This window comes from Glutamicibacter soli, from assembly GCF_003309065.1.
Lineage (GTDB): Bacteria > Actinomycetota > Actinomycetes > Actinomycetales > Micrococcaceae > Glutamicibacter > Glutamicibacter soli.
Genome location: NZ_POAF01000002.1, coordinates 148,928 through 171,939 on the forward strand (window position 1 = coordinate 148,928; position 23,012 = coordinate 171,939).

At 64.0% G+C, this 23,012-nt stretch carries 20 protein-coding genes; 10 read left to right on the forward strand and 10 right to left on the reverse strand.

Annotation, left to right across the window (positions count from 1 at the left end; translation table 11 throughout):
* Nucleotides 1–90 precede the first annotated feature (90 nt).
* Nucleotides 91–600 (reverse strand): DUF2127 domain-containing protein, encoded by a 510-nt coding sequence (locus C1H84_RS04270; RefSeq protein ID WP_181728035.1) that lies wholly within the window; start codon nt 598–600, stop codon nt 91–93.
* Nucleotides 601–1,011: 411 nt separating this feature from the next.
* On the opposite strand from C1H84_RS04270, the gene C1H84_RS04275 reads away from it, so the two are divergent.
* A complete protein-coding gene (locus C1H84_RS04275; protein WP_053797648.1) occupies nt 1,012–1,755 on the forward strand; it encodes a type 1 glutamine amidotransferase domain-containing protein in 744 nt (247 codons plus the stop codon).
* A gap of 73 nt (nt 1,756–1,828) precedes the next feature.
* On the opposite strand, the gene rpsO is transcribed toward C1H84_RS04275, so the two are convergent.
* The 6 genes from rpsO to truB form a co-directional block, all read right to left on the reverse strand.
* On the reverse strand, nt 1,829–2,098 hold the full coding sequence (gene rpsO, locus C1H84_RS04280; protein ID WP_047121089.1) for a 30S ribosomal protein S15: 270 nt from the start codon (nt 2,096–2,098) through the stop codon (nt 1,829–1,831).
* Nucleotides 2,099–2,203: 105 nt separating this feature from the next.
* A complete protein-coding gene (locus tag C1H84_RS04285) occupies nt 2,204–2,989 on the reverse strand; it encodes a class I SAM-dependent methyltransferase (protein WP_113606661.1) in 786 nt (261 codons plus the stop codon).
* Nucleotides 2,990–2,994: 5 nt separating this feature from the next.
* Nucleotides 2,995–3,948 (reverse strand): bifunctional riboflavin kinase/FAD synthetase, encoded by a 954-nt coding sequence (locus tag C1H84_RS04290; RefSeq protein ID WP_047121087.1) that lies wholly within the window; start codon nt 3,946–3,948, stop codon nt 2,995–2,997.
* A gap of 66 nt (nt 3,949–4,014) precedes the next feature.
* Entirely contained in the window at nt 4,015–4,482 is a 468-nt protein-coding gene (locus C1H84_RS04295) for a hypothetical protein (RefSeq protein ID WP_181728036.1), read from the reverse strand.
* A gap of 10 nt (nt 4,483–4,492) precedes the next feature.
* The gene (locus tag C1H84_RS04300) at nt 4,493–4,846 is read right to left on the reverse strand and encodes a hypothetical protein (RefSeq protein WP_047121207.1); all 354 of its coding nucleotides are present in this window, start codon (nt 4,844–4,846) and stop codon (nt 4,493–4,495) included.
* 48 nt (nt 4,847–4,894) lie between these two features.
* The gene (gene truB / locus C1H84_RS04305; protein WP_272926282.1) at nt 4,895–5,848 is read right to left on the reverse strand and encodes a tRNA pseudouridine(55) synthase TruB; all 954 of its coding nucleotides are present in this window, start codon (nt 5,846–5,848) and stop codon (nt 4,895–4,897) included.
* A gap of 551 nt (nt 5,849–6,399) precedes the next feature.
* On the opposite strand from truB, the gene C1H84_RS04310 reads away from it, so the two are divergent.
* Nucleotides 6,400–7,521: a ScyD/ScyE family protein gene (locus C1H84_RS04310; protein WP_113606662.1), complete on the forward strand. Its 1,122-nt coding sequence runs from the start codon at nt 6,400–6,402 to the stop codon at nt 7,519–7,521.
* A 253-nt stretch (nt 7,522–7,774) separates the two neighbouring features.
* On the opposite strand, the gene C1H84_RS04315 is transcribed toward C1H84_RS04310, so the two are convergent.
* Entirely contained in the window at nt 7,775–9,715 is a 1,941-nt protein-coding gene (locus C1H84_RS04315; protein ID WP_113606663.1) for a DUF222 domain-containing protein, read from the reverse strand.
* A gap of 304 nt (nt 9,716–10,019) precedes the next feature.
* On the opposite strand from C1H84_RS04315, the gene argE reads away from it, so the two are divergent.
* The 8 genes from argE (at nt 10,020) to C1H84_RS04350 (ending at nt 19,387) form a co-directional block, all read left to right on the forward strand.
* Complete coding sequence (gene argE / locus C1H84_RS04320; RefSeq protein ID WP_244910804.1) at nt 10,020–11,237, forward strand: acetylornithine deacetylase; 1,218 nt, start codon at nt 10,020–10,022, stop codon at nt 11,235–11,237.
* Nucleotides 11,234–12,511 (forward strand): MFS transporter, encoded by a 1,278-nt coding sequence (locus C1H84_RS04325; protein WP_113606665.1) that lies wholly within the window; start codon nt 11,234–11,236, stop codon nt 12,509–12,511. Before argE ends, C1H84_RS04325 begins: the two co-directional genes overlap by 4 nt.
* A gap of 926 nt (nt 12,512–13,437) precedes the next feature.
* The gene (locus C1H84_RS04330; RefSeq protein ID WP_047121082.1) at nt 13,438–15,138 is read left to right on the forward strand and encodes a sodium:solute symporter family protein; all 1,701 of its coding nucleotides are present in this window, start codon (nt 13,438–13,440) and stop codon (nt 15,136–15,138) included.
* A complete protein-coding gene (locus C1H84_RS18385; RefSeq protein ID WP_047121081.1) occupies nt 15,139–15,264 on the forward strand; it encodes a putative transporter small subunit in 126 nt (41 codons plus the stop codon).
* Between the two features lie 208 nt (nt 15,265–15,472).
* Entirely contained in the window at nt 15,473–16,156 is a 684-nt protein-coding gene (locus C1H84_RS04335) for a fasciclin domain-containing protein (protein WP_047121080.1), read from the forward strand.
* A gap of 188 nt (nt 16,157–16,344) precedes the next feature.
* Complete coding sequence (gene sigK / locus C1H84_RS04340; protein WP_113606666.1) at nt 16,345–16,914, forward strand: ECF RNA polymerase sigma factor SigK; 570 nt, start codon at nt 16,345–16,347, stop codon at nt 16,912–16,914.
* Nucleotides 16,914–17,729 carry an anti-sigma factor gene (locus tag C1H84_RS04345; RefSeq protein ID WP_113606667.1) on the forward strand — a complete coding sequence of 272 codons (816 nt, stop codon included), beginning with the start codon at nt 16,914–16,916 and terminating at the stop codon, nt 17,727–17,729. The genes sigK and C1H84_RS04345 overlap by 1 nt, the downstream gene beginning before the upstream one ends.
* A 104-nt stretch (nt 17,730–17,833) precedes the next feature.
* Nucleotides 17,834–19,387 carry a molybdopterin-dependent oxidoreductase gene (locus C1H84_RS04350; protein WP_244910805.1) on the forward strand — a complete coding sequence of 518 codons (1,554 nt, stop codon included), beginning with the start codon at nt 17,834–17,836 and terminating at the stop codon, nt 19,385–19,387.
* A 132-nt stretch (nt 19,388–19,519) separates the two neighbouring features.
* Here the strand turns inward: C1H84_RS04350 and rbfA are convergent, their stop codons facing one another.
* Both rbfA and infB read right to left on the reverse strand, forming a co-directional pair.
* Nucleotides 19,520–19,960, reverse strand: coding sequence for a 30S ribosome-binding factor RbfA (rbfA, locus tag C1H84_RS04355; protein ID WP_047121077.1), 441 nt, complete (start codon nt 19,958–19,960; stop codon nt 19,520–19,522).
* A gap of 100 nt (nt 19,961–20,060) precedes the next feature.
* Nucleotides 20,061–23,000, reverse strand: coding sequence for a translation initiation factor IF-2 (gene infB, locus C1H84_RS04360; RefSeq protein WP_113606668.1), 2,940 nt, complete (start codon nt 22,998–23,000; stop codon nt 20,061–20,063).
* Between the last annotated feature and the right edge of the window lie 12 nt (nt 23,001–23,012).

Genomic DNA, 23,012 nt, shown 5'->3' on the forward strand with positions numbered 1-23,012 from the left:
GCTCTAACGTGCCCCAAGCCTATCGCCCGTCACCGATCAAAACGAAAGTTAACTTCCGTATGACAAAAATTCCACCATTTCGAAAGTCAGCTACACGTCGACATTTCCGCTCTTCCGCCTGCGTCGGCGCTGGATCCGGTACTCTCGCACGGTGAGCCAGACAATAAACACGTCGAAGAGTGTCAAGGCCAATATTCCCAGGCTGAATCCGGCAAGCAGTTCATAGCTCTGGTAGCCAATGAACATCAGCAGGAAGGCGATCATCCACGGATAGGCCCAGAGTTTGTCGAGCAACACCGCCCAGACCAATACCACTTTGACGATTCCGTGCAGCAAGAGATAGGCGGCGACGAACCATGATCCCGAAATTGTCAGCGACCCGCTGGCATGGAGCAGGAAATTGGCGATCGCGTCTCCCGGATCTTCCGAAAGCTCATGCTGCGTAAGTGCCTGGGACAGGGAATTCAACTGGTCGGGCTTGAACAGGAGAAAAAGCGCGCCGCCGACGATTTCCAAGCCACCGTCGAGGCCTTTGAACAGCAGCCCTACCTGAAAGATCCAGTCAAGAACCCGTGCACGGCGCTGATGCTCTTCGGCCATTTCGAAGTCCTCCCACCACCTACGCCATCTCCCGAACACCATTAATTCGGATTGTTCCACACTCGCATCGTTCGTTTGACGGATCAGTGCAATCTCACGGCCGGTACATTTCCCGAACACAACTTTCCAGCGCGGATGATTCGTGAACAGTTTTTCTAATCAGATTTTTTGATCAGATTCTCGGGCGGGGACGACAAGCACGGTTGCCAAACAGATTTCGTGATCAAAAAAATTGATCAGATTCCCGGCCACGACTCGCAAAGGACTGCTTCCGAAGGCCGCCAGAGATCCGTCCTGGACTCCAACGCCGGCTATCAGCGTCCCAAGACCTAGCTGGCAAGTCCCTCCATTTCCTTGAATCACCGGTAGCCATCAACAAGGCTGGGGATACGAAAGCGAAAGGAGCACACCTTGAAGAAAATCCTCATGGTCCTTACCAGCGTTTCAGAACTCGGCGATACCGGGGAGCCGACCGGCTACAACGTCGCTGAAGCCGCCCACCCGTGGAAGGTCTTCCGCGATTCCGGACACTTCGTGGATTTCGCTTCCATCAAGGGAGGCCAGCCACCGCGGGACACAGTGGATACCTCGGACCCGATTCAGGTGGCATTCACACAGGACGAGACAACCCGTGCCGGCTTGTACAACACCGCCAGGGTTGAAGTCATAGACCCGCAGCAGTACGACGCGGTCTATCTTGTCGGCGGCCACGGCACCATGTGGGACTTCCCGAACAACGAAGGCCTGCAGAAGCTGATTTCAAGCATCTATCTCAAGGGCGGCATCGTCGGTGCGGTCTGCCACGGCCCGGCTGGGTTGCTTGATGTGGAACTCGACCACGGCATGAAGCTGCTGACGGGCAAGCATGTCGCCGCCTTCACGAATTCGGAGGAGATCGCGGTGGGCAAGGAGAAGATCGTCCCGTTCCTGCTGGCGGACCGCTTGGAGGAGCAGGGAGCCACCCACGTGGCAGCGGACGACTTCGAGGAGAACGTCCAGGTCTCCGACCGGCTGGTGACAGGACAGAATCCTGCTTCCGCCGGAGGCGTGGCCAAAGAAATGGAAAAGCTACTGGCCGAGGTGATTCACCACGAGAAGGCTGCAGCAGCCGAAGCGGAAGAAGCCGCTGAAGCCGCCACCCAGCCAGCTGAGTAGCCGCTTCCTCACCGGCAGATGCGAAACCCCCGATTCCGGCAGGAATCGGGGGTTTCGGCTGAACAGCCGGAGACTACTTGCGCAGGCCCAGACGCTCGATCAGCGAACGGTAACGCTCGATGTCGGTGTTCTTGAGGTAGCCGAGCATACGACGACGACGACCAACCAGAGCCATCAGGCCACGGCGGGTGTGGTGGTCATGCTTGTGCATCTTCAGGTGCTCGGTCAGGTCCGAAATACGACGGGACATGACAGCGATCTGAACCTCAGGCGAACCGGTGTCACCCTCGTGGGTGGCGTAAGCCTTGATGATTTCGTTCTTGATTGCGGCATCCAGTGCCATAACAAACTCCTAGAGTTGGACCGCGTTTCATTCAAATGCGAGCGTCAGACGCTCACGGTGGCATCTCGCAACCGCGGACTGCAGCGAAGGCCATCAATAATCATATCATCGACGGGTGCGTCGACGCGCCCTCCAGGCATGCGTGAGATAGGGCACCTGCACCTTTGCTTCGGCGGTGTATCCCAGATGCTCCATCCAGTACCAAGCGAGGTTCCCCTCCACCTTGGCGCGCGTTCTCTCGCTGGCCCGGCGGTAGTAGCTTCGGGACTGGGTCAGTTCGACGATCTGCGCGAAATCAAGTTCCATGGACCAATGCCAGATCCCGTGCTCGGGCTTCCCGAACTGCCCGCCCAGTGGCGGCTCCAACTCCGGCCGGTGGACGTCGCCTGCATGCATGATCCGCGCCAACCGGTGCACCCACGGAATGGTGACATCCAGCTGGTTCCACAGCAGGGTCAGCCAACCGTCATTGCGCAGCAGTCGCGCGGCTTCGGCGCTGGCCTTGGGGTGGTCCACCCAGTGCCAGGCCTGCGCATAGGTGACCAGGTCGAAAGCGTTCTCGGGCAGCCCTGTGTCCTCCCCGGGGGCGCAGGTGCGCACTACCTGGGGCAGGCGTTCGGCCAGCACCCGGAGCATGTCGGCGGACGGATCGACCGCGCTGACCTCCAGCCCGCGGGCCGCGAGCTGCTCGGTGAAGATGCCCGAGCCGCAGCCGATGTCCACCACGGTTTTCGGCTGCGACTGCAGCGTGAAGTCCAGCGCCTGCTCCGGATAGGAGGGGCGGATCTTGTCGTAGCTGTCCGCCCCGCTCTGGAAGGCGGAGGCCAGGTCGGTGCGCCGCGCGGCGTCGACAGTGAAGGCGCGCCGCGGCAACGAGGGAATTTCAGCCATCGAGCCTAGTGCTGCTCCAGCGCCAGGACCGCGCGGGCCTGCTCGACGTCCTCGGCCATCTGGTCGATCAGGGCCTCGATGCCACGGTAGGCGACCATCGGGCGCAGGTGCGAGACGAATTCGACGATGACCTGCTGCCCGTAGAGGTCGAAGTCCTCGACGCCCTCGTCCGGGCGGTCCATGACGTGGGCTTCCACGACGCGGGAGATGCCTTCGAAGGTCGGGTTGGAGCCCACAGAAATCGCGGCAGGCCAGCGCACGTCGGCCTCGTCGACCAGCCAGCCGGCGTACACGCCGTCGGCCGGGATGATGCCGGAGGCGTCGGAGGACAGGTTCGCAGTCGGGAAACCAAGTTCCCGGCCGCGGGCGGCCCCGTGGACCACTTCACCGCGCATGCGGTGCGGGCGGCCGAGGATCGAGGCGGCGGCTTCGACGTTGCCGGCGGCCAGTTCCTCGCGCACCCAGGTGGAGGACAGGCGGCGCTTGTCGCCCACGTCGTCCACGCCGATGACGTCGAAGCCGTACTTCCGGCCCAGTTCCTGCATGAACTCGAAGTCGCCGGAGTTGTTGCGACCGAAGCGCACGTCATGGCCCACCACGACGGCGGTGGCGTGCAGCGTGTCCACGATGATGGACTTCACGAATTCCTCGGCGCTCTGGTCCGCGAATTCCAGGGTGTAGTGGATCATCAGGACGGCGTCCAGGCCCACGCTGGCCAGGGTGTCCACGCGGTCGGCGAGACCCATGATCAATTCCGGTGCGCTGTCCGGGCGGTGCACCAATGCCGGGTGGGGTTCAAAGGTGATGGCCACCGACTTGGCCGCCCGCTGCTTCGCCAGCGAGACGACGGCGTCCAGGACTTCGCAGTGTCCCAGATGGACCCCGTCGAAGTTGCCAATGGTCACAACGGTGGGAGCCACGTCAGTGGGGACTGCGTCCAGGCCCTTCCAATAGTGCACTTTGCTCCTTTATGGGTACTTTCCTCGGCAGATCAAAAAACCCGCCGAAGCAATTCTTACACGGGTTTAGCTGTGACGCTCACTACGATTACGGTACAGCCACCACAGGCCGATGATCGGAAGCACCAGCGGGATGTATCCGTAGCCTTCTCCGAAACCGCTCCACACCGACGGGTGGGCGAAGATCTCAGGGTGGGTCAGCGACAGCGTGCCGACCACCAGCACTCCGACCAGCTCGATGCTCACGGCCCACAGCGACACCATCCACGCGCGCGGCTTGGCCGAGGACAGCGAGAAGGTTGCGACGAAGTAGATCAGGCCGGAAATCAGCGACAGCACGTAGGCTTCCGGGGCTTCGTCGAACTTGCTCACAATTTGGTAGACGGCGCGCACCGTCGCAGCCAGGGCGAGGATGCCGTAGACCGCGATGATGACCCGGCCCAGGCCGGTGGTGCGGCTGGGCTTGGGTCCGTCAGCGCTTTTCTTGGCTTCGGCCGCCTGCAGGATGCGCGAATTGCGTGGCTTCTGACTCATGTGGAGGCTCCTACTGCCAGATCTGTTCCATGCGGAACAACATTACGAACGTGACCAGTGCCGAAGCCGCGAGCAAGGCGTTTGACCAGCGGCTTTTCTCGCTGACGGCCCAGAAGAACGCGATCGGCGGCATGATCAGCGCGGTGATGAAGTAGCCCCAGAACTCGATCGGGTCTCCTGCCACAGCATCTCCCCCGGCCTGGCGGATGGCCGCGGCAATGCCGTAGACGATCAGGAACACCTCGGTGGCGATCGCGCCGACCAGGGCCCAGTCGTCAGGGTGCTTGCGGATGAGCGTGGCGATCACCGCGACAAGCAGCGCTACCGCGCAGACAATCGCGCCGGCGACGAAAAAGCCGTTCATGACAATCAAAAGGGCAATCCTCCCTGGATTACGTTCCGGGTCCGCGGCTTACTTGGCGGTGAAAACCAGCGTGGTGCGGGCCTTGTCGCCCTTGTCTTCCAGCAGCGCGACCAGCACGCCGTTGGGCGCGAAAGCGGCCACGGGCTGGTCTGCCGCGACGTCCATGGTCTTGGATGACGCAGCGATGGGGCGGCCGAAGGACAGCTCGACTGCTTCGTCGACGCTCACGGTGCGGTTCGGGAAGATCGCCGCGGCAGCCTTTTCCAGGGGCAGGATCTCGAACTCCTGCGCCAGTTGCTCTAGGGTGCGGGCCAGCTCGATCTTGTACGGGCCGACTTCGGTGCGGCGCAGCGCGGTCAGGTGGCCGCCGACGTTCAAGGCTTCGCCCAGGTCGCGGGCCAGGGCGCGGATGTAGGTACCCGAAGTGCAGGAGACGGTGACGTCCACATCCAGGATCTTGCCGCCATTCTCGCGGCGGATCTCGTGGATGTCGAAGCGCTTGATCGTCACCGGGCGGGACTTCAATTCCACCTGCTCGCCGGCGCGAACGCGCGCATAGGAGCGCTTGCCGTCGACCTTGATCGCAGAAACCTGGCTCGGGACCTGCTGGATGTCCCCGCGCAGCTTGGCCACCTCGCGCTCGATGTCCTCGTCGGTCACCGCAGCGGCGATGCGCTCGGAGACGATATCGCCCTCGGCGTCGTCGGTAACGGTGCTCTGGCCCAGGCGAATGGTGGCGGTGTAGGTCTTGTCGTGGCCGACGATGTAAGTGAGCAGGCGGGTAGCCTTGTTGACGCCGATGACCAGCACGCCAGTGGCCATGGGATCCAGCGTTCCGGCATGCCCGACCTTGCGGGTGCCCGCCAGCCGGCGGATGCGACCAACCACATCGTGGGAGGTCATGCCCTGTTCTTTATCGACTAGTACGAGGCCAGAGGCCTGCTCTTCAGTGTTCTGCCCGGCTTTACTCACGCGTTCCAGTATAGGCGCTGCCCCGGTCATTAGCCTGTTTGGGACGCAGATGTGGTCGATCCCATCACCAGCGCGCTGTCGGCCCATCAGGCCCGGAAAACACCGCGTTGAGTTCGGCTGTGCGATAGCGCGCCAACGCGATGCCGGCTGCAACACACCCCCCTGCGCTGCCGAGCGCTGGTCCCACGCCGTCCGCGCAGCGAAGAATGAACAAAAAATATGTTCACGCCGGAATTTCTGCAGACCTCAACGACGTCCCGGATCCTGGGCCGGAACCAAAGGTTACTGCTCGGAAACGATTGACCGGCGACGTCAACACTCCTAAACTCTAACCACTTGCGTGGTTTTATCACGCCTGTGACGTTGGGGACGAGGTGGCTGGGGCACTTCGCCGCGAGCCGCCTCGCACGGCTTCCACTCACTCGCAAAATTCTTGGGGCTATCAAAAACTGTTCCCTGTGGCCGCGCGCCATCAGGGGAGTATTTGCGCATGATGACTTCCACGGATCTTGCGGGTGACGATCCACAGCGCGCGATCCCTGTGATGGATCGCGAGTCACCAGCAAGGCAAGGAACACCCCATGAAATTCCGTGCATTCGCAGCTGTTGCTGCGGGGGCGCTTCTGGCAACAACGTTGAACATCGCCCCGGCACAAGCCGGCGGTGACTCCCACCATAACTCCCGGACGACGGTGCAGCATGTCGAAACCCTCATCGAGGGGCTCGGCGGGCCGTTGAAAGTGGCCTATGGATCCCACGGCAACATCCTGGTCGCAGAATCTTTCGCCGGCATGTTGTCGTCGGTGGCATCGGACGGAACCAAAAAGGTTCTGGCTTCTGCGCCGGGTAAGGAAATCGGAGCCGTGTCGTACTCTCGCGGCACCACCTACTACTTTGAAAACGTGGCGGGCACCGATGAAAATCCAGAGGCCATCGGCCCGGCATTGCTCAAGTCCATCAGCCACCATGGCAAGACCCGGACCATCACCGACATGACCAAGTGGGAAGTCAAGCTCAACCCGGACGGTAAGACCGTCTACGGTGTGCGCGATGCCCCTCAGACCTGTCTGGATCAAGCTCCGTGGATGCAATCCACCGGCGAGGTCTATTCCCATCCGTATTCCACCTCCGTGTGGCGCGGCAATGTCTATGTGGGCGACGCGGGCGGCAACGCACTCTGGAAGGTGAATTCACACGGCAAGGCGAGCGTAGTCAAAGTGCTCCCCGCCGAACCTGTTGTGATCGATGAAGCAGCCGTCGCTGCAGCCGCAGAAGCAGGACTGACGGTTCCCGATTGCATGATGGGACGCACCTACTGGGCCCAGGCCGTTCCTACCGACATCGAACTTCGTGGCAATTGGCTGTACTACACCGTACTGCCGGGAGCTCCGGGCGAGTCCATGTCCAAGGGCAAGATCTACAAGTTGAATCTCCACAGCAAGAAAAGCTACCTCGTGGCCAGCGGCCTGAGCGCGCCCACCGGCATCGCAGTGGATGATCGCGGAAGCATCTACGTGACCGAGCTGTTCGGCGGAGGCGTATCCAAGATCGTGAAGGGCAAGGCAGTTAATGTGCTCCCAGCGCCGATGGCCTCCGATGTCGCCATCAGCGGGCACAGGATGGCTGTCAGCACGAACGCGCTGACGCCGTCCGGATCAATAGTCACTGCAACGTTGGGCCACAGCCATCATGGCCATCGCTGAGTGAAATAGGAAACCGAAATCCGTGCAGGTCTCTGGAGAGACCTGCACGGATTTCTCCTGTCCGGCGAATAATCCTGCGTGGGAGCGATGGTGGTCAGAGCGTGACAATTCCAAGTCGATTAACCTATCCGCAAAGAGTATGAAAGTTGTAGCGGTTGCTTGCGAAGCTCTGGATCTGCCAGACGACCCGTCAACGATCTCAAGATCCCCCGGACCGAAGTCTGCGCATACTCTGTCTACCCATCAACAGGAATTAGGCAGCGGTGTAGAGCCGGTTCCGCTGCGGTATCTGCAACGGATCCACATGCTTCGGGAACAAGATATACGCCAATCCCCCGATCTTGACCAAGGTCAGCAACCCGGCATGGATCGCCAAATGATGCCGACGGCACAAACACGACGCATTACGGCAACTGGTCTGCCCGCCATGCTCCCACCAATCATCATGATGGCACTCAAGCATCTCCGGCGGCGCGGTGCACCCGGGCACAATACACCCTCGGTCCCGGGCCAACGCGGCCCGCTTGATCGCCTCGGTGAAGAACCGCTGGGTCCGCCCCACATCCAAGGGCTGCCCGTCGGGCCCGAAGATCACCCGGTAAATCGCTCCCTCGCACATCAACCTCCCGGTCTCCGCCGCGTCGAGCCCCACCCCGTGATCCGTGGTCGAGGTGAGCATCTCGGGGTGCCGCAAATCCTCCAAGGCCTTGAGCTGGATGTGGATCCCGACCCGCGGCGCGATGGTCTTCGCCCCCGGCCCCTGATGACCGGAGCTGAGGGCTGCGAGGAACGCGTTCAACCGGCGCTGGGCCGGCGGCACGTCCGCGTCGCCGCCCAACTCCGGGTCCTGATCGCTGTATTCGGTCCGCGGCTGCCCGGCGGCATCCCCGAAGCCATGGCCTGCATCCTCGTGGCCGGTTTCCGCACCCCCGGAATCCTGGCCTTCCTGGCCCTCGGAGGACTCCTGAGCGTGCTGGCTCTCCGAGATGTCTTGGCCGTACTGGCCCTCCGAGGCACCCTGCGAGCCTTTGCCCGCGCTATGCCACGTATCAAAGTCAATGAGATTCTCCCGGCCTTCCTCGGCCGGGCCGCCACCAGTGCCGCCATCGGGGACGGGACCGGCATCGGGGCTGCTGTCGGGGCCGGAATTGATGCCGGACCAGTCAGGAGCCGGGGCATCCGAACTGAACAACGGGTCGGTCTGCACCTCGCCGCGTTCTATTGCCTCGGCGTCCGCAGCCGAGCGGTCGGGGTTCGAGGAACCAGGCCGGGCGGCCCGGGCGGCCCGGGCGGCCTTGCCGGCCTGGGTCCGCGGGTTGTCCGCCTGCCCCATCAGCGAGCGCAACTGCTCGGCCTGCTCCCCCGCCGCGCGCAGGTCGTAGCAGTCCACCCCGGCGCGGGTGCCGCGGAAGAAGATCCCGGTCTCCGGGGCCCGTTGCTTGCCGTGCTCGCGCCGGTAGTCGGAGATCAAGGTGGAGACCTGTTTCTCGCTGGTGGTGCGGTTCGGCTCGGCCAAGGCGGCCAGTACGTGCTCTTCCATGAGTGCCCCGTCGGCGTGCCGGGCGGTTGGCGGCAACGGGAGCCCTTCGAAGCAGGTGTCGGCTGGTTCGAACTTGTCCAGTGCCCGGGCCGCCTGCGCGATCCGGCGCGGGTCCACGGCTCCCGGCTCCTGGTACAGCCGGGCCAGCCCGGCCAGCCGCGGGGTCAGCGTGCCGCCGTCCATGGCGCGGCGGGCGATCAGCAGGTGCGCATCGTGCAGCCGGGACGCGGCGCCATAGTAGTTCAGTCCCAGCCAGGCCGCGGAGAAGTCCGCGGTGCTGGTGTAGTGGGCGCGGCCCGCGTGCAGGCGCGGGGCCGTTGCCAGGTCCAGCTGCCGGTAGGCGTGCTGGTCCCTGGCTTGGCGCAGGGCGTCCAGCTCGTCGTCTTCGAGCAGGTGCGCGCCGGTGGATTCCAGATGGATCTGGCTGCGCAGCTGCTCGCGCTGGGTGTAGTGGAACAGCTGCTCGATCAGGTGGGCGTGGGCGGCGGCGACCCGAGGGTCCTCGATGCCGTGCAGGGCTTCGGAGAGTTTCACCAGCAGGGCGCAGCACGAGGCCATGACTTCGAGCAGGGCGGCGGCCGCGCCGCGCGGGATGCTCGTGGTGATGGCGTTGTGCAGGACCTGGAGTGCTGCGGCTAGCTGGTGGATACTCATGAGCCCAGCCTGCGCCGGGTCTACGGGTGGCGGCGGGAGGTGGTTGCGGGGTGTGGAGAAGTCGGGGAAATATTTTTCCACCCACCAGCTGGGCCTCCGTTATCCCAGAAGGACATCACATTGCCGTAATCCTCGATCCATATCACCACGCTGCGCTGGTTCCGACCGCATGTTGACTAGCCCTTTGCGTACTTCTGAATTGGCCGCAAAAGCGAAAATCCGGTGATGTTTCCCTCGCAGCCCATTCAACGTCCTTTGACGATTCGTCCGTTTGGGAAACATATTTTTGTGAGCCCACTCACCCATGACAATATGTCTTCAACCAAAGATAAAACCTACATCAAGGAACCTCATGACGCGCCCATCATCGGCAAGCCTTCGCGAGATCAGCGACCTCATTGCCCTCGACACCACTAGCAGGGACACCAACCTGCCGCTGATCGATCTGCTCGAAGCAAAACTTCAAGCGGTCGGAATCGATTCCAAACGGATCTACAACGAAGATCGAAGCAAGGCCAATTTGCTGGCAACCATTCCGGCGGACGATGGAAGCCGCCGCGGGGGCGTGGTCCTCTCCGGCCACACCGACGTCGTCCCGGTCGACGGACAGAACTGGTCCAGCGATCCGTTTACTGTCCATGAGCGTGATGAGAAGCTGTACGGGCGTGGCACCTGCGACATGAAGTCCTACATCGGGGTCATCCTGGGCAAACTGCCCGAGTTCATCTCCGCCAAGCTTTCGCAGCCGATTCACCTCGCATTCTCCTATGACGAAGAAATCGGTTGCGTCGGTGCGGTGAGCCTCGTTGATGAAATCGTGAGCCAGGAACTGGCCCCTCGCGGCTGCTTCGTCGGTGAGCCAAGCAGTATGCGCGCAATCCGCGGGCACAAGTCCATGAATGTTTTCAAGGTTTCCTTCCACGGGGTCGCAGCGCACTCATCGCTGCCCAGCGAAGGACTCAACGCCATCTCCTACGGCCTTCGTTTCGCCAGGTTCGTGGAAGAGATCGCCCATGAGCTGCGGACGGAGGGCCCTTCCGACCCGGCTTTCATCGAACCCACCACGACAATGAACGTGAATCTGATCAACGGTGGAATTGCTGTCAATACGATCCCTTCAGACTGCACAGTGCATTTTGAGTTCCGTTCGCTGGCGGTCGTGGACCGCGAGGCGCTGACCGCCCGAATCAAGAATTTCGCGAGCCAACTGGGCGAAGAAATGCGCGCCAGGAACCCACAGGCATCCATGACCTTCGAGCAGGTAGCAGGTGCCCCGGGCCTGGACACCGCCCCGTCGGAAGAGATCGTCGATCTTGCCGCTCGATGCGGCGCCATCGCCGCCGACGACAAGGTCACCTACGGCACGGAGGCCGGACTGTTCGCCGCCGCAGGCATTCCGACCGTGGTTTGCGGTCCGGGCGACATCGCCCAGGCCCATGCACCGGACGAATTCATTGAACTCGAACAAATCGTTGCCTGCGAAGGATTCATGGATCAACTGATCAAGGAACTTTCCTCATGACCGCTTCACCGCAGTCCCCGACCACGCAGCAGCTTGCCGACGCACGCAAGGCAGTGATTTCTTCTTCCATCGGCGCAGCCCTGGAATGGTTCGACATCATTGTCTATGCAACCTTCGCCACGACAATCGCCAAATTGTTCTACCCCGAGTCGGATGCAACCTTCGCGCTAATCCTCACATTCGCCACCTTCGCTATTTCCTATGTCATCCGTCCCTTGGGCGGCATGGTTCTGGGCAGCTACGCTGATCGCAAGGGACGCAAAGCTGCGCTGACCCTCACATTGATGCTCATGATGGTCGGCACCTTGATCATGGCCATTGCCCCGACCTACGAAATGGTGGGTGTCTGGGGCGCCTTGATCATCCTGCTCTCACGCCTGCTCCAGGGTTTCTCGGCGGGTGGCGAATTCGGCACCGCCACGGCATTTCTCATTGAAACCGCCCCGCACAAGAAGGCCTTCTACGCCTCCTGGCAGGTCGCGGCACAGGGAGCCTCCATGCTGCTCGCTTCTGCTTTCGGGTTCGTCCTGACTACACAGTTGTCCACCGAGGCCCTGGAGAGCTGGGGATGGCGCGTTCCGTTCTTTGTCGGTTTGCTCATCGGTCCGGTCGGGCTGTACATCCGAGCACGGCTCGAAGAGACCGAAGAATTCATCAAGGTTGAAAAGTCGAAGTCTCCGCTGGGGCAGCTTTTTGCCCACAATTACGGACGGCTTTTGGCCGGAGCAGCGGCGATCGGCGTCGCCACGATCTCTGTCTACATGATTCTCTACATGCCGACATTTGCCGTACAGAATCTGCACATCCCTGCCGATGCCGCATTCCTGGGTGGCGTGGTTGCTGGCATCGTAACGCTGGTCAGCGTGCCGTTCATCGGCCATCTTGCCGACAGGGTGGGGCCAGCGCGCGTTATGACTTGGGCAGCGGTGGCCGCGCTCGTGGGAGCCTGGCCGCTGTTCAAGTTGATGACAGGTAATCCCACAGTTCCAGTCATGATCGTCGTGATCGCTCTGCTGGGTGTCATCATGGCGTTCTACTTCGGTCCACTTCCGGCGCTGATTTCGTCGTTGTTCCCTGCAGCGATTCGCGGATCAGGAATCTCGGTCACGTACAACGTAGGTGTCACCGTACTCGGCGGCATCGCGCCACTCGTGCTCACCTGGCTGATTAGCGCAACCGGTTCCCTGGATGCCCCAAGTTTCTACTACATGGCTATCGCAGTCCTTTCGCTCATCGGACTAGCGGTCATTCGCCTCAGGTACAAGTTGGCATAGCCGCATAACGTCATTCTCAGGGCCCGCGCTCCTCGAAAATTTTCGGGCAGCGCGGGCCCTTTGTCATGTCAGCGCCAGGTTCACCTGCGGCCCGCCGAATTCCGCCGATCAGAACCTGTTGCCGGCATACGACTGCCGCGAAACAGCCCGACCTTTTCGTCCTCACGGTCGGAGAACAGGGCACGACGCCGTTCCGGCATGACTCCGCGGGAAATATCCACTCTTCAGAATCCAGGTGTTGCGAGCGGGAAATAGACGTCAAAATAATAATTCATTTTCGACAAATTTCAACCCCAGATAACGATTTATCACCATTTTTGAATTATCGAAATAGGAGGCGATGCGACACGAACTAAGTCCTGACTTGAGATACTAATCCGGAGCGATTTGAGCAGAATCCTGTGATTCATGCTACGCTCAAACAGTCGATGATCCCGCCGGATCTACGGCGCTAGTCGGACGTGACGAGCTCCACAACACCGGTTTTCCGGTGAACTGCAGGCGCAGGACAGTTGCCGTCTCGACCGAGCGGAGCATCGACGGGTTCTCTGACCGGCTTGAATTTCGCCGTCAATTGGGAAAGAACCGCGCACGAACGGCAATTTTGTCACCGAGCACTTTACTCGGTGCGTTCGATTCAATCAGGATCGAATTCCCAGCCATTCACCAAGTATTAGGCCTCAACTAGGCATGTATGAGGACGACAGCGAACTGACTCAGCGCGCGTAAAAATAGGCTGGTTCTGGAAAGAGATGAGCCGAAGAACGGACGGAGAGTGATTGATGGCCCCAGGGCTTGTGTGCGTCGGCTAATCGAACCCCGCCATCGCAGTGTGCGGGATGAGACGTGCAGAACCATGCACCGCGGAGGATCCTTGTCCGATCCGGTGTCGTTTCTCGAACTCGTCGATCCTAAGGAGGTGGAGTGTGAACCCGGAAGCAGTCGGTTTCAGCGCTCTGACCATTGTACTTTTATTGGTCTTGTTTTACGGTGGAACGTTTTTCGTTTCCACTCGCATTGGTAAGAAAAACGAAAATGCCGACGGGTACATGACCGCCGGCAATAAAATCGGCTTCGGCATTTCGGCGGCAAGCATGACCGCTACCTGGATCTGGGCCTCTTCCATGTATGCCTCGGCGTCGTCCGGCTACACCTACGGAATCAGCGGCCCCATCCACTACGGCCTGTGGGGCGCGTTGATGATCCTGTTCATCTACCCCTTCGGCAAGCGCATCCGCAAGGTGGCGCCCAAGGCCCACACGCTGGCCGAGGTCATGTACGTACGCCACGGCCGCTCCAGCCAGCTCATGCTGGCAGGGTCCAACGTCGTCGGCTCGGTCATCTCGCTGATGTCCAACTTCATCGCCGGTGGCGTGCTGATTTCGATGCTCTCCCCCTTCAACTTCATCCAGGGCGTATTCGCCGTGGCCGGCGGCGTGCTGCTCTACACCCTGTGGTCGGGGTTCCGCGCTTCGGTGCTCACCGATTTCATGCAGGTCATCGCCATGCTCGGCGCAGTGGCCATCATCGTGCCGTTCATCTTCTTCGCCGCGGGATTCCCCGCCGCGTTCGAGACCGGGGCAGCGAACCTCACCGCGCAGCAGTCGAACTTCTTCTCCTCCGAGGCCTTCCTGAACCAGGGTGCCCCGTACATCGCCGCGGTGCTGGCCTACGCCATCGGCAACCAGACCATCGCCCAGCGGCTGTTCGCGGTGCGCGAGGACCTGATCAAGCCGACCTTCATCACCGCGACCATCGGCTACGGCGCCATGGTCATCGGCGTGGGCATGCTCGGCGTGCTGGCGCTGTATCTGGGCTTCACCCCGACCGGCGGGGATTTGAACAACATCATCCCCGAAATGGCGGCAAGCTACCTCCCGGGCATCCTGTTGGCGCTGTTCTTCATCATGATCATCGGCGCGCTGTCCTCGACCGCCGATTCGGACCTCTCCGCGCTATCCTCCATCATGATGGCCGACATCTACGGACAGAACATCGCGGGCAAGAAGAAGGCGAACCCGAAAACCATGCTGCTGGTCGGACGGCTGACGATGGTCGCCGCAACAGCCCTGGCCGTCGCTTTGGCCAGCATGCAGATGAACATCCTGGACCTGCTGGTCTTCGTCGGCGCCTTGTGGGGCGCGCTGGTGTTCCCGGTGCTGGCGAGCTTCTACTGGAAGAAGGTCACCAACAAGGCCTTCACCGTTTCGGTGATCGCCGCGCTGGCGGTATTCATTCCGGTGCGTTTCGACCTGATCCCGATGACGGGCATCACCGCCGTGCTGATCGAGCTGCTGGCCATCCTGGGCATCGGCATCGTCCTGGGCCTGATGGCCTTCGGCTTCTTCGGCCTGCGCCCGGCAATGGTTATCGGCATCGGGGCCAGCGTAGTCGCCGCGCCGTTCTGCTTCGGCTTCCTGCGCGACTACACGACCCTGTCGGCCTCGCTGGTCGCCTATTCGGTCAGCACCATCATCTGCTATCTCATGTCCTTCAGGTCCACGCAGAACTTCGACTTCGCGGTGATCGCCGAGCGGGCCGGAGACTTCGATACCGGGGAACAGCCGGTCGCTGCAGTGCCTGCCGGCAGCCGCAACTCAACCAGAACAGCCCAGGAGCGTGAATAAATGCTAGCCCTCAGCCTCTACGTCCTCATCTGGCCGGTCATCGTGGCCGTCGTCGCCATCGTCATCTCCAAGGCCTTCATTTCCGAAGCCCGCGAGGCGAAGCGCCGTGGCGAGGACCTGATCTAGGCGCCCCGCCCACTAGCCGTACAGCGCGCGTGCCGGTTCTCCCCTGCATCGGGGGAGGGCCGGCGCGCGTGCTTGGTGCGGAGGTTGCAAAATTTTTTCGATCCGGTCCAATCCGCACCGTGCCGCGCCCCGAATACCGTGTGAAAGCCCGCCCCGACGGGGAGGGACACCACGACGGTTCTTGCCGTCGCCACAGGAGGAGAACGACATGAAGCACACGCAGAGAACGTTCGCCGGAGCCCTGGGATTGATCGCGGTCGCCGCGCTGGGACTCAGTGCCTGTTCGATGGACAGCGACACCCCGGAATCATCGAGCGCACCCGCCCCCGAAGCCTCCAGCTCGGAGATGGCCACCGAAAGCAGCCCGGCCGCGGACAGCAGCATGGACCCGACCGCGAATCTTGTCGGCTCGGGATGCTCGGCCTACGCCGAAGCCGTGCCGAGCGGCGACGGCTCGGTCGCCGGGATGGCCCAGGACCCGGTCGCCGTCGCGGCGTCCAACAACCCGCTGCTGAAGACCTTGACCAAGGCCGTCTCCGGGAAGCTGAACCCGGACGTCGATCTGGTCGACACCTTGAACGGGGCCGAATTCACCGTCTTCGCACCGGTAGACGAAGCCTTCGCCGCCATCCCGGAGAAGGACCTGAACGCCGTCGTCAAGGATTCGGACATGCTGACCAAGGTGCTCACCTACCATGTGGTTCCCGGGGAGATCCAGCCCGCCGACATCGCGGGAACGCACACCACGGTTGAGGGCCGGGACCTGGAAGTGACAGGCAGCGCAGACAACCTGATGGTCAATGACGCCAAGGTCGTCTGCGGCGGAGTCCAGACCGCCAATGCGGTGGTCTACCTGGTCGACACCGTCCTGATGCCGCCGGCCGACAAGTAGCCGCGGCGCCTGGATTCTGTCCGACGTAAACCAGCCATGGCGGCGTCCGGTTCCGGCACAGGAGCCGGGCGTCGCCGTGCGCCGCGCGCCCCGGAACCCGCGGGGAACGCCCCTGAAACTGAATGGTGGATGAGAGCCATGGGAATGATCGCCTCGTGCATGAGATTCTTGGGTCCATGAGTTCGGAGATGAGCGACGCAGTTCCAGAGCCGGTGACGGCAGCACCCGAGGAACTGCTGCGCCGTATCGCCGGCGGCGACGAGCGCGCCTTCGAGCAGTTTTACGACTGCCTCGCGCCGCGCGTGTACGGCCTGGTGCGGCGCCTGCTGAGGGACGAGGCGCAAAGCGAGGAGATCCTGCAGGAAGTCTTCGTTCAGGCCTGGCAGCATGCGGCCCGCTTCGACCCTGCCCGCGGCAGCGCCGCGGGCTGGTTGCTGACCCTGGCGCACCGCCGCACGGTGGACCGCATCCGCTCCAGCCAGGCAAGCCGCGAACGAGACCTGCGCATGGGGCTACAGGAGATCGGCACGGAATACAACGACGTGGAAGAGAACGCGATCCTGCATGACGAGAGCCGGCGCATCGTGCAGGCGCTCAAGCGCCTGAGCGAGGCCCAGCGCGCCGCCATCGAACTGGCCTACTTCGGGGGCTACACGCACCACGAGGTGGCCGACCTGCTGAAAATCCCGGTGGGCACCGCCAAGACGCGCATCCGCGATGGCATGATTAAGCTTCGAGACCTGATGGGGGTGGCGTAGTGGAACGGAACGAGAACGAGCTGACCGGCAGCTACGCCCTGAATGCGCTGAGCGACGAGGAACGCGCCAGGCTGCTGGCGCAGGCCGCGAACTCCCCCGCGCTTCAAGCCGACATGGATGCCATGGACGAGACCGCCGCCATGCTGGCGCTGGGCAGCGCACCGGTGCCCCCGCCGACCAGGGTGAAATCCCGGCTCATGGAGGAGATCGCCCGCCGCCCGCAGCTGCCGGCGGAGGATCCCACGGACGAACGAGCGGACGAGCCGGCGGCAATTCCGCAGCCCGAGCACGCGCCAGCCCCGGATTCCGTGCCCGCGCGGCAGGGATGGCCTGCCCGCCGCAAGTCCGCGAAGTTCTTCGCCCTGGCCGCGGCCATCCTGCTGCTGGGCTCGGCGGGGCTGGGAACCGTGGTCTACCTGCAGCAGGCCGAACAGCGCCAGCTGCAGGCCCAGCTCACCGATCTCAGCACTCGCCAGGCCGAGCTCACCGAGCTGCTGGGCGCGCCGGATGTGGAAACCAAAACCCAGACCATGGCCGACGGGGCGACGGTGACGCTGTCCTATTCCGTCGAGCGGGGCCTGATGGCAGTCACCACCGCCGGAATGCCCGAGCTGTCCAAGGACAAGGGCTACGAGCTGTGGCTCATCTCCGCCGACGGCGCCCAGCCGGCCGGCATGCTGCCGGGCACCGGGGCCGACGGCCTGAAATTGCTTACCGGTGCCATGGACGGGGTCTCGCATTTCGGCATCACCGTTGAACCGGCCACGGGTTCTCCGGCGCCGACCACCGAACCGCTGATGGTCCAGGAACTCTGAGCATGCCCGGGCCAATCCGCCCCCGGCCCGGCTCCGAACCAGTTGCTGAAGGACCAGCCGACCCGGAACGCCGGGCGGCAGCTACTCACCGGAGGTGACATGCCGTGAAGGAAACACCAAGGCGCAACCTGGGAGCACGCGGAGCGTATGCGCTGACGGGGCTCTGCTCGGCCGGGGTGCTGTTCGGCGTCGCCCAGCTGGTGTCAGCCTTTTTCGCTTCGTCGTCAGCACCTTTGGTGGCGCTGGGCTCCGCTGTCATCGACTTCACCCCGCCGGGGCTGAAGGACCTGGCGATTTCGCTGTTCGGCACCAACGACAAGCTGGCCCTGTTCGTCTCGATGGGCGCGGTGGCCGTGGTGCTCGCCGCGCTGATCGGCCTGCTGGCGCGGCGCAGCGCCGCCGCGGCCTCGGCAACGGTGCTGGTGCTGGCGGGGATCCTGGGCGCCGCGGTGATCTCGCGTTCATCCACCGGTCCGCTGGATCTGGTCCCGACCGCCCTGGGCACCGCGGCGGCGCTGCTTGTCCTGCGGTGGCTGTGCTCGTTGGCTTCCCGGCTGGATCCCGCGCACTCGGAGTCGCCCGATGGCGTGGCCCGGCGCAACTTCATGCTCGGGGCCGCCGGGGCCGTGGTGCTCGCGGCGGGCGCCGCCATCCTGTCCACGCCGCTGTTCGCGGCCCGGAACACCGCGCAGCTGGCTCGCAAGGCCCTGCGGCTTCCGGCCGCCAAGACCACGGCTCCCGCGGTGCCGCCGGGCGCCCAGATCAATCTGGCGGGGATGCCCGAGTTCGTCACCCCGAACCAGGATTTCTACCGCATCGACACCGCGTTGAGGGTGCCCGGCATCGACCCGGCGCAGTGGTCGCTGCGGGTCCATGGCCTGGTGGAGCACGAGTTCACGATGAATTTCCAGGAGCTGCTCAGCCAGGACCTGGTGGAGCACTACCTGACGCTGACCTGCGTTTCGAACCCGGTGGGCGGGGATCTGGTGGGCAACGCAAAGTGGCTGGGCTATCCGCTGCGCGAGGTGCTGGCCCGCGCCAAGCCGGCCGCGGGCGCGGACATGGTGCTGTCCACCTCGATCGACGGATTCAGCGCGTCCACCCCGCTCGAAGCCCTGACCGATGAACGCATGGCGCTGCTGGCCGTGGGCATGAACGGCGAGGCGCTGCCCATGGAGCACGGCTTCCCGGTGCGCATGGTGGTTCCCGGGCTCTACGGGTACGTCTCGGCCACCAAATGGGTGGTGGACCTTGAGGTGACCCGCTTCGCGGACAAGGCGGCCTACTGGACCACCCGCGGCTGGTCCGAACGCGGCCCGATAAAGATGTCATCCCGCGTGGACACCCCGCAGTCCTTCGCCACGGTGCCCGCCGGACGGGTGGATCTCGGCGGCAGCGCCTGGGCGCAGACCCGCGGCATTTCCCGGGTCCAGGTCAGCATCGACGGCGGTTCCTGGCGCGAGGCAACGCTGGCCGAGGAGGCGACGCTCGATACCTGGCGGCAATGGAGCTACCGCTGGGAGGACGCGGCGCCCGGCACGCATGCGGTCGCCGTGCGGGCCTACGACCGCAGCGGCAAGCTGCAGACCGAAGAGCGCGCCGACCCGGTGCCCGACGGAGCGTCAGGCTGGCACCGGGTGCAGTTCACGGTGGAATGAGCCGCGTCGCCGCGGGCGGCGCAAGGTATCGGGAAAAACGAAATCCCCGGCGCCTGCACGATATGCATCGTGCAGGCGCCGGGGATTTCCCGGCTTTGGGCCCCGGATCCGGGCCAGGCAGCGCAGGTGCGCCTAGGCCTGTTCGGCGTCCTGGTCCTCGTCCTTCTTGTACGGGTCCTCGTCGCCGGCGAAGTGCTTGCCTTCGCGCAGGGCCGCGACCTCGGCGTCCTTCTCGCGGGCCTTGGCCAGCAGTTCCTCAAGGTGCGAAGCGCCCTCGGGGATCTCGTCGGCCACGAAGGTCAGCGTCGGGGTCAGCCGGATGGTCAGGTTGCGGCCCAGCTCCTTGCGCAGGGCTCCCCCGCGCTTGGACAGCAGCTCGGCGATTTCTGCCTTGGCAGTGTCGTCGCCGAACACCGTGTAGTACACGGTGGCGTGCTGCAGGTCGTTGGTGACGCGGGCGTCGGTCACCGTCACGTTGTCGATGCGCTCGTCCTTGATGACGGTGCGCAGGGACTGGGCCATGAGGACCTGCACGCGCTTGGCAAGGCGTGCGGCACGGGCTGAATCAGCCATGATTATCTCCTTATGGTTCAAAATTCGTGGGCGCCTGACCGCTTGGAAGCGGTCAAACGCCCACGAATCGGCAAGTCACGAAGCTACCAGCGGGTTGCTGCTAGGCGCGTGGCTTCTCGCGCATCTCGAAGGTCTCGATGATGTCGCCTTCCTTGATGTCGTTGAACGACCCCAGGCCGATACCGCACTCGAAGCCCTCGCGGACTTCGGTGACGTCGTCCTTCTCGCGGCGCAGCGAGTCGATCGACAGGTTGTCGGCGACCACGTTGCCGTCGCGCACCAGGCGGGCCTTGGTGTTGCGCTTGATGGTGCCCGAGCGGATGATCGAACCGGCGATATTGCCGAACTTCGAGGAGCGGAAGACCATGCGGATCTCGGCGGTGCCCAGCTCCACTTCTTCGTACTCCGGCTTGAGCATGCCCTTGAGCGCCGCTTCGATGTCGTCGATGGCTGCGTAGATGACCGAGTAGAAGCGCATGTCAACGCCTTCCTTGTCGGCCATTTCGGCAACGCGCTCAGCAGGACGCACGTTGAAGCCAATGATGATCGCGTTGTCCACGGTCGCCAGGTTGACGTCGTTCTGGGTGATCGCGCCGACGCCGCGGTGGATGACGCGCAGCTGCACGTCCTCGCCCACGTCGATCTTCATCAGGGAGTCTTCCAGTGCCTCGACGGCACCGGAGGCGTCGCCCTTCAGGATCAGGTTGAGGGTATCGATCTTGCCCTCGGCCACTGCCTTGTCGAAGTCCTCCAGGGTGATGCGCTTGCGACGCTTGGCCAGCATGGCGTTGCGCTCAGCGGTCTCGCGCTTGTCGGCGATCTGGCGGGCGGTGCGCTCGTCCTCGGTGACCAGGAAGCTGTCGCCTGCACGCGGCACGGAGGACAGGCCGAGAACCTGCACCGGACGCGACGGCAGGGCGATGTCCAGGTTCTCGCCGTTCTCGTTGAACATTGCGCGCACGCGGCCGTGGGCGGTGCCCACCACCATGGTGTCGCCGACTGCGAGGGTACCTGACTGCACCAGGACGGTGACCACGGAACCGCGGCCCTTGTCCAGGTTGGCTTCGATGGCCACACCGCGGGCGGACTTGTCGGGGTTCGCCTGCAGCTCCATGACGTCGCTGGTCAGCAGCACGGCGTCGAGCAGTTCCTCGATGCCCAGCTTCTGCAGCGCGGAAACCTTCACGAACATGGTGTCGCCACCGTATTCCTCGGGCACCAGGCCGTACTCGGTGAGCTGGCCCATGACCTTGTCCGGGTTGGCTTCCGGCTTGTCGACCTTGTTCACTGCGACGATGATCGGCACGCCTGCGGCCTGCGCGTGGTTCAGCGCCTCAACGGTCTGCGGCATGACGCCGTCGTCCGCTGCGACCACCAGCACAGCCACGTCGGTGACCTCGGCACCACGGGCACGCATGGCGGTGAACGCCTCGTGGCCCGGGGTATCGATGAAGGTCATCGCGCGTTCGCGGCCCTCGTGCTCGTGGGTGATCTGGTAGGCGCCGATGTGCTGTGTGATGCCGCCGTGCTCGCCCTCGATCACGTTGGACTGGCGGATGGCATCCAGCAGTCGGGTCTTACCGTGGTCGACGTGGCCCATGATGGTGATGACCGGGGCGCGCTCCTCGAGCACGTCCTCGCCCTCAGCCTCGAGCTCGGCATCCAGGTCCAGGCCGAAGCCTTCGAGCAGTTCCTTGTCCTCGTCCTCCGGGGAGACGACCGAAACCTTGTAGCCCAGCTCTTCGCCGAGGACCTCGAAGGTTGCCTCGTCCAGCGACTGGGTGGCGGTGGCCATTTCACCGAGGTGGAACAGCACGGTCACCAGTGCGGCCGGGTTTGCGCCGATCTTGTCAGCGAAATCGGTGATCGATGCGCCGCGGCGCAGACGGATCTCGGTGTCGCCGGTGCCGCGTGGAACATTCACGCCGCCCAACGACGGAGCGCTCATCTGCTCCAATTCCTGGCGCTTCGCGCGCTTGGACTTGCGCTGCTTGCCGCGACCGGCGCCTCCCTTGCCGAAGGCACCGCCCACGCCGCCGCGGCCGCGTGGTGCACCTGGGCGGAAGCCGCCACCGGTACCGCCGCCGCCACCTGCGCCGCCTGGACGACCACGGCCGCCGGCGCCTGCGCCTGGGCGACCGCCGCCGGCTGGAGCCGGACGATCGGTGCGGTTAGGCATCATGCGCGGGGTGGCAGTGGTGCCGCCCGGACGCGGTGCGCCTGCTGGGCGTGGTCCGCCGGCACCGGCTGGACGTGGGCCGCCCTGACCGGCTGGACGCGGGCCACCGGCACCGGCTGGACGTGGACCGCCCTGGCCAGCTGGACGCGGGCCGCGCTGGCCGTCGCGTGATGGGCGTGGACCGCCCTGGCCTGCGCCGCCCGGACGCGGGCCGCGCTGGCCGTCGCGTGATGGACGCGGGCCGCCCTGGCCGCCCTCGGAGCGCATGCCCTGCTGGGAGCTGAACGGGTTGTTGCCCGGGCGTGGGCCGCCTGGACGCGGAGCACCCGGACGAGGAGCGCGCGAACCATCGCGGCCGCCGCCACGGCGGTCGGTCGATTCGCCGGTGCGCATGCCCTGCTGGGAGCTGAACGGGTTGTTGCCCGGACGCGGGGTGCCCGGCTTCGGAGCCGGACGGGCGCCTGGCTTCGGGGCACCTGGGACAGGTGCGCCCGGGGTGGCCTGGGCCTTCGGTGCAGCCGGGGCTGCCGGTGCCGCTGGGGCAGCCGGTGCGGTCTTCGGCGCGGCGTCGGCAGGCTTGGCTGCCGGACGCGGGCCCGGAGTAGCAGCAGTCTTGGCGCCAGCTGGCTTCGGAGCAGCCGGGCGGCCGGCGCCCGGGGTTGCCGCCGGACGTGCGGCGGCGGGCTTGGCTGCGCCGCCATTGGCGCCCGGGAATGCGTCGCGCAGCTTGCGGGCGACCGGGGGCTCAACGGTTGAGGACGCGGAGCGAACGAACTCGCCCATGTCCTGCAGTTTGGTCAGTGCTTCTTTCGAAGTGATTCCGAGCTCTTTGGCGAGCTCGTGAACGCGGGGTTTAGCCACATCTCTCCTGTT

Excerpts from the sequence above, each read along its gene's own strand:
- C1H84_RS04270 (WP_181728035.1), bottom strand. The coding sequence starts at position 600 with ATGGCCGAAGAGCATCAGCGCCGTGCACGGGTTCTTGACTGGATCTTT.
- rpsO (WP_047121089.1), bottom strand. The coding sequence starts at position 2,098 with ATGGCACTGGATGCCGCAATCAAGAACGAAATCATCAAGGCTTACGCC.
- C1H84_RS04285 (WP_113606661.1), bottom strand. The coding sequence starts at position 2,989 with ATGGCTGAAATTCCCTCGTTGCCGCGGCGCGCCTTCACTGTCGACGCC.
- C1H84_RS04295 (WP_181728036.1), bottom strand. The coding sequence starts at position 4,482 with ATGAGTCAGAAGCCACGCAATTCGCGCATCCTGCAGGCGGCCGAAGCC.
- C1H84_RS04300 (WP_047121207.1), bottom strand. The coding sequence starts at position 4,846 with ATGAACGGCTTTTTCGTCGCCGGCGCGATTGTCTGCGCGGTAGCGCTG.
- truB (WP_272926282.1), bottom strand. The coding sequence starts at position 5,848 with ATGACCGGGGCAGCGCCTATACTGGAACGCGTGAGTAAAGCCGGGCAG.
- C1H84_RS04310 (WP_113606662.1), top strand. The coding sequence starts at position 6,400 with ATGAAATTCCGTGCATTCGCAGCTGTTGCTGCGGGGGCGCTTCTGGCA.
- C1H84_RS04315 (WP_113606663.1), bottom strand. The coding sequence starts at position 9,715 with ATGAGTATCCACCAGCTAGCCGCAGCACTCCAGGTCCTGCACAACGCC.
- argE (WP_244910804.1), top strand. The coding sequence starts at position 10,020 with ATGACAATATGTCTTCAACCAAAGATAAAACCTACATCAAGGAACCTC.
- C1H84_RS04325 (WP_113606665.1), top strand. The coding sequence starts at position 11,234 with ATGACCGCTTCACCGCAGTCCCCGACCACGCAGCAGCTTGCCGACGCA.
- C1H84_RS18385 (WP_047121081.1), top strand. The coding sequence starts at position 15,139 with ATGCTAGCCCTCAGCCTCTACGTCCTCATCTGGCCGGTCATCGTGGCC.
- C1H84_RS04335 (WP_047121080.1), top strand. The coding sequence starts at position 15,473 with ATGAAGCACACGCAGAGAACGTTCGCCGGAGCCCTGGGATTGATCGCG.
- sigK (WP_113606666.1), top strand. The coding sequence starts at position 16,345 with ATGAGCGACGCAGTTCCAGAGCCGGTGACGGCAGCACCCGAGGAACTG.
- rbfA (WP_047121077.1), bottom strand. The coding sequence starts at position 19,960 with ATGGCTGATTCAGCCCGTGCCGCACGCCTTGCCAAGCGCGTGCAGGTC.